At 43.8% G+C, this 6,176-nt stretch carries 7 protein-coding genes and 1 pseudogene; 3 read left to right on the forward strand and 5 right to left on the reverse strand.

The annotated features are described in order from the left end of the window. Nucleotides 1–82 precede the first annotated feature (82 nt). Complete coding sequence (locus AC6I5A_RS06175; RefSeq protein ID WP_034613084.1) at nt 83–346, forward strand: type II toxin-antitoxin system Phd/YefM family antitoxin; 264 nt, start codon at nt 83–85, stop codon at nt 344–346. After that, complete coding sequence (locus tag AC6I5A_RS06180; protein ID WP_052167931.1) at nt 343–684, forward strand: type II toxin-antitoxin system RelE/ParE family toxin; 342 nt, start codon at nt 343–345, stop codon at nt 682–684. The genes AC6I5A_RS06175 and AC6I5A_RS06180 overlap by 4 nt, the downstream gene beginning before the upstream one ends. Before the next feature lie 225 nt (nt 685–909). Here the strand turns inward: AC6I5A_RS06180 and AC6I5A_RS06185 are convergent, their stop codons facing one another. Then, the gene (locus tag AC6I5A_RS06185) at nt 910–1,500 is read right to left on the reverse strand and encodes a 50S ribosomal protein L25 (protein WP_034613087.1); all 591 of its coding nucleotides are present in this window, start codon (nt 1,498–1,500) and stop codon (nt 910–912) included. A 232-nt stretch (nt 1,501–1,732) separates the two neighbouring features. Between AC6I5A_RS06185 and AC6I5A_RS06190 the strand changes: the two genes are divergently transcribed. Beyond that, nucleotides 1,733–2,590 (forward strand): site-2 protease family protein, encoded by an 858-nt coding sequence (locus tag AC6I5A_RS06190; protein ID WP_497900546.1) that lies wholly within the window; start codon nt 1,733–1,735, stop codon nt 2,588–2,590. Here the strand turns inward: AC6I5A_RS06190 and AC6I5A_RS06195 are convergent. The 4 genes and pseudogenes from AC6I5A_RS06195 to AC6I5A_RS06210 form a co-directional block, all read right to left on the reverse strand. Then, nucleotides 2,579–4,066, reverse strand: a complete 1,488-nt coding sequence (locus AC6I5A_RS06195; RefSeq protein WP_034613091.1) for an alkaline phosphatase family protein — start codon at nt 4,064–4,066, stop codon at nt 2,579–2,581. The genes AC6I5A_RS06190 and AC6I5A_RS06195 overlap by 12 nt on opposite strands. A 113-nt stretch (nt 4,067–4,179) precedes the next feature. Further along, nucleotides 4,180–4,785 (reverse strand): orotate phosphoribosyltransferase, encoded by a 606-nt coding sequence (gene pyrE, locus AC6I5A_RS06200; RefSeq protein WP_034613095.1) that lies wholly within the window; start codon nt 4,783–4,785, stop codon nt 4,180–4,182. An 18-nt stretch (nt 4,786–4,803) separates the two neighbouring features. Further along, nucleotides 4,804–5,323 (reverse strand): annotated as a pseudogene (locus AC6I5A_RS06205) (orotidine 5'-phosphate decarboxylase / HUMPS family protein). Nucleotides 5,324–5,589: 266 nt separating this feature from the next. Beyond that, the coding region (locus AC6I5A_RS06210; protein WP_034613098.1) for a dihydroorotate dehydrogenase at nt 5,590–6,176 on the reverse strand (587 nt) is incomplete at its 5' end.

The raw sequence follows: 6,176 nt of genomic DNA on the forward strand, positions 1-6,176 counted from the left end.
GTTTAAACCTGGTGAGTTATCCGGTTGATATTTTATCAAAATTCCGATATTATTTGCATAGGATAATTGAGGGGGTGTTCTCATGGCCACAATCAGACCAAGCTCCGATCTACGAAATAAGTATAATGAGATATCCGAGTTCTGCCATACTTATCGGGAACCTGTTTTCATTACAAAAAACGGTAAGGGTGATCTTGTCATCCTCTCCAACGCTGAGTACGAGCGGCTCTGTGGTAAGCACGACCTTCATCATTTGCTTAACGAAGGTCTTTCGGATATGAAAGCCGGAAAAAACCGTCCCGCAGGAGATGTCTTTGCGGATATCGAGAGGAAGTTTGGCTTTTGACAAGGTATAAGATAGAAATTGAAAACGCCGCTGAGCGTGATATGTACAATATCCTCTCATATATCACGGAAACACTCAAAGAACCTGCTTCGGCGTTGCGGCTATATACGTCCATTAAGGAGCAGATCGTCAAGCTATCAACGATGCCGGAAAGAAATAGTATTGTAGACGATCAGCCATACGCTTCCATCGGCGTCCGCAGGCTATTCATTGAAAACTATGTCTTGTTCTATGTTATAGACGAACCTGTACTTACCGTCCATATAATACGGGTACTGTACAACCGCAGAGAATGGCATAGTCTTTTGGGGGAACTAAATGAACGACGGGCAAAATGACCTCCAACTCAACAAGGTATGTTTGGATCTCCTCGACAAGGCTGGGCTGAAGCCATGAAACTTATGAACAAAAATAACGATAATTGTGAAAAATACTATTAAGGAAATGTTGGTTGATTAGAAGCCGATAACTAAAGGTACTCCATACTCGTTACAATAGCACCCGTTTGAGGTGCTATTTTTCTCATATTGGGGTTAAGGACATAGACATTATGCAGAGAATTATTATGCCTCAGTTTCGGTTACCGTTTCCCTTACAGCTTCCGTCTCCTCAGTCAATACTCTTTGAGGTATTATGATTCCATAGACTTCGTCTTTGTTATCAGTTATTTTTACCTGTTTGTCTAAATTAAAATTAATTGAAGTAATTACATCTCCTACTGCCATTGTTGATATATCTATCACAACTGCATCAGGCATCAAGTGGGCTTTCCCAAAAACTTCTACCTCAGCTTTATACACCTGAAGCAGAGCATTCTTCAAGTTTTCCTGCCCTTCAAAGAGAATAGGGATTTTCATTCTTAGCTCATGCTCTTGAGAGACTAGATATACTGCTAAATGAATGACTCTAGCTGAAACAGGTTGCCTTTGAACTTCCCTAATAATTCCGAATTTCTTGTTGCTGCCATAATTTACCCATACTTTTGCATTCGACCCATGTGCAGCAAGAACTTTTTTCAGAGCAGCCGTCTCAAATTGTACGGAAATTGCATTTGTAACACTTTCGCCATAGAGTACACCAGGTGTAAAGCCGGCTTCCCTACATTTCTTAGGTTTCATATTCCTATCAACTGCATCTAAAATAGTTTCTTCCATAAGGAACTCACTCCTTCATTATGCCAATAAAACCATTATCGATCCCTGCTATAAAAAATTGTTACATTAACTAATAGTATAATCTATTACGACCTAACTTAAACCTCAATGTCTGGCAGTAACAGAAACTCTAACATTCATAATTCAGACCGTTGAAGATAAACTAATAACAATGATAAATTCAAGTTGACTAAGTTTGAGGAATCATAAATGGAAAAGTGAGGAAAAAAGTTTGCATATTCAGGACGACAATTCACGCATCGAAGAATCTATAGTGCAAAAGCCAACGAAACGGCCTTCGAAAACTACACTTGGTATTCTAATCACTGCAATATTTGGATTATTAAAATTTAGCAAACTTACCGTACTTGCCAAATTCTTGTTCACCTTACTTAAGGCATCAAAATTTGCGGGTACCTTTTTGAGCATGGCCTTAACAATCGTTCTCTATGCTCAAATATACAGTTGGTTATTTGCGGTAGGCTTTGTTATTGTCATTTTTGTTCACGAAATGGGTCACTATGTCACGAGTAAAAAACTAGGCCTTGATGTATCTGCTCCAACATTTATTCCTTTTCTCGGTGCATTTATCAGGATGAAGAGTATGCCTAAAAGTGTTAAAGAAGAGGCCATAACAGCGATCGGCGGACCGGCTGCAGGGGCCTTTGTCACACTGGTATGTTTAGGAATTTACTCATTAACAGCTGCACCTTATTGGGCCGGACTCGCATATGTAAGTGCCTTAATTAACCTTTTTAATTTACTCCCCTTTGGTTTCTTAGACGGGGGCAGAATTTCAAAAGCAATTTCACCATTAATTTGGGTAATCGGGTTAATTTTATGTGTTATTCTTATCTGGAAACTTCATTTTTATATCCTTGTTTTGATATTAATCTTTGGTATCTTTGAAATCATCTCCATGTACAGGAATAAATCAGAAACCGCTCAATACCTTAGCGTTGAGCCCGGTTTTAGGCTGGCGATTGGGACTTCCTATCTTCTTCTCCTGGTTCTTTTAGTCATACTAATGATGTATTCTTTGGACATTTCCACCGCCTTACAATCTGTTCAAGCCTCTTTATTTCGATAGTCCAAAATGCCCTAGAATCATCGGGAACAAATCAATAATCCTTGGATAATCCAACCTGATCGGCATACCGGCAACGATCATCGGCACCGTAGAATCCTCCTCTTCGAGGGAGCCGTGGCTCCCGCCGCTAGGGTGAATCGGTCCCCCAACGGCTAAATATTCATATCCCGATGCCGCCGAAACAACCACCCGACTTCCGTTCCGTGACTCAAGGGCTGATCTCAGACGAGTAAACGCATCTGGATACTTAGCAAATTCTATTTTTTGCTCTCCCGTCACTTGGGCATCGACTACGGATAAATCTCCTTCGAAAGACCAGCTTTGGCCGTAAACGTCCTGATACGGGCCAACGCAAGAAAACAAAAGTTGTTTTTCAGTTCCACCTTGAAAGACGGAATACCTATTTTCGGAGACTTTCCAAGCAATCTGCGCATTGCGCGGATCTCTAGCCAAAATGCCCACCACGTCAGGTAAAATCTCATTTTTTCGCTGAAGAATATAAATAAAAGCCATCCGTTCATTGGGGCAAATGGCAATCTCTTTGTTGATGTCCCCACTTGCCTCTTCGATCAGCTCTAACCGTTTATACGACTTTAAAGCACGATCTAAATCAATCAGGTATTCTTTCCCTAACCCGACCGTCGTCTGAGAATGGTCTCCCGTAACAATAATTACATTTTCCTCGAGAGCTTTCTCCCAAGAACCGAACTCATCAAGGGCCGAAGCAACCAGGTGATCTGCTCGTTCAATCGAAGGCCCTGTACGTAATGGGCCGTACTGATGTGAATATTTATCGTTGTCTGGGAAATAAATGACCATGAAATCCGGCTGTTTACCTTCACGGATTAGCTGAGCAGCGACTTTCCCAGAAAACGAGTCATTAAAACCAAAGCGGTTAAGAACTCCTCTTGGGTAAGTATTGACCCGTCCGGAGAAGGGCGGATGGACGAGTTGGCCTAAGTTCAAATGAGAAGGACCAAATACTTCTGCTTGAGTGAGACGGAAACGTGTCGCTAAAGCGAGCAAAAACGGGACTTTTACTCGATAAGAGTGTGTGGCTCGATGCATAAAAAAATTAATATTCCCTGTAGTAAATCCCCTGGCTTCCAGTTTTTCATACAAGGTCGACACTTTTGGCGCAAGATGCTCTTCATTGAGCTTGTTTAATAAATTACGAAGAACTTTCTCCGGACCAATTTTCAAGACACTTCGTAAAGTCGCTCCGTAATCTACAATTTTCCGCTTCTCTTCATTATACCAAATAAAGCCAGGAACCCTATGCCGATCAGGCCAAGTTCCCGTGATCATAGAACTCGTGGCAACCGGGGTCATGGTTGGGAACGAAGATATAACGCTGTCGAAATAGGTTCCGTGTTTAGCCAGAAAACGAAAAGCAGGGGCATTGCCTTCCGAAAGGATTCTCCCCAAAACCACAGGATGCAGAGAGTCTATCACAAATACAATTACCTTTTTCATGATCCGACCCCCTTCCAAAAACTAACTCGTAAAATATATTATATGAAACTCATATACATTTTGTCACTAATTGAAGAACTATGCGTTCACTGATTGTATGTTCATTAGTGCTATTATACTTTCCTGCTTCCCGGTTTGATAGCAGGAATTCCCTGAGCACAAAGCGGGCAGTCCAAAGCTTCATATGCCTGGATATGCAGCTGAATAAGAGAGGCCATCGGCAGTCCAAAATCTACTGTCCCCCCCGTTCGGTCAACAAGAATACCGACACCTACCGGGATAGCCTCGGATTCTTGGACCACAGTAAGCACCTCCCGAACGGAACCACCGGTCGTAATCACATCCTCAACGACCAAGACGCGTTCTCCCGGGGAAAGGGTGAACCCTCTGCGCAAACGCATGCTTCCATTTTCCCGTTCTGTAAAGAGCGCCCGCACTCCTAAGGCCTTGGCGACTTCATGAGCCACCAAAATCCCTCCCATCGCAGGTCCGATGACGGTTTGAATCTCCATGTCGCGAAACGACATGGCAAGTCCTTTGGCAAGTATGGCCGCCCGATCCGGATATTGAAGTACCTGAGCACACTGCATGTATTGGGCACTATGTTTGCCTGAGGTTAACAGGAAATGCCCCTCCAGCAGAGCATTACTTTTTCTAAATATTTCAAGATATTCATCGGGTGTAAGCAGGGTTTCTTTTGCGTTCGCGTATTTTTCCATAAATAATTTCTCTCCTTTTTACCGTGTCCAAAGTCGTTCCAAGGCCTGACGAGGATCTTCCGCACGGGTAATCGGCCTTCCGACCACAAGAAATGAACTCCCTGCCGCCAAAGCCTCATCCGGGGTGAGGACCCGTGCTTGATCCTGCGCTTCACTCCAGGCTGGGCGAATCCCTGGTGTAACGATCAAAAAACCAGGTTCCGTGTTTCGCCTGAGTACCTTCGCCTCCATGGCCGAAGCGACTACCCCGTCCAGACCAGCCTTTTCGGCGAGTTTGGCGAGTGCCAGCACATGCTCAGAATCCACGCATCGCCCGTTCTACCGTCGTGGGAATGTCATGCAGCTTCAAGTCCAGAAAAATGGGAAATCCCATCTCTTTCAGTTCCTGGATCATTACCGGACCCGTATAGGCATACAGCTCCATGCCCACTTTAAGCCAACATCCGCTCCCTTGGAGAGCCTTAGCCAGGGTTAAAGCTTCCGCGCGCCCGGGCACATCGAGAGCCACGATAATTTTCTTATTTAATGCTGCATCCATTTACTTAGGCCTCCGTTTCTAACTGTTCTTTTCAAGCTACTTCATTTAAAGACTGCTCCGTTATAACTCTCTATTTAAAAAACTACTGTTTTATCAAAACCAACGTTACCATTTCATTATTTTTTCAATTCAAACCAACTTCTCATTTCAATCCAACTGTTTAATTACATAATGACAGTTACATTCAAACCGCTTGAATTATTTCAATGTGATTCTTTATGTTCTATTCCCTGGGGGTTACCCCATCCCCTTACTTAGCTCAAAAATTAAGCCTGATGGGCCAATCCTACTAAATCACGCACGGAAGTCTTTCCGTGTTTTTCACAATATGTTGTTATTCCCCGTAGAATTTCCAGCGGAGTCTGCGGATTGACAAAATTCCCCGTGCCGACACTTATGGCTGTCGCTCCGGCTAAGAGAAATTCCACAGCATCCTGCCAAGTGGTAATCCCGCCCATACCTATAATCGGTAAATCGACCGCTTCTGCCACTTGCCAGACCATACGGACAGCAACAGGTCGAATGGCCGGCCCGGATAGCCCTCCAAACGTATTGGCTAACAAGGGACGTTGTTGTTCTATGTCAATCCGCATTCCTAATAGCGTATTTATGAGCGAGAGAGCATCCGCTCCCCCTCGCTGGACAGCACGGGCCATTTCCACAATATCCGTAACATTAGGTGATAGCTTAGCGATGATTGGAAGATTCGTTGCTGCCTTAACCGCCGCAATCACCTCTTCAGCACTCTGAGGGTCTGTTCCAAAATGCATCCCCCCATGTTTGACATTAGGGCAGGAAATGTTAACTTCCAGCGCGGCTAATCCGGAATCCACTTGCAACGCGCGAGCCATAT

The sequence above is a fragment of the Desulfosporosinus sp. Tol-M2 genome (assembly GCF_059735615.1).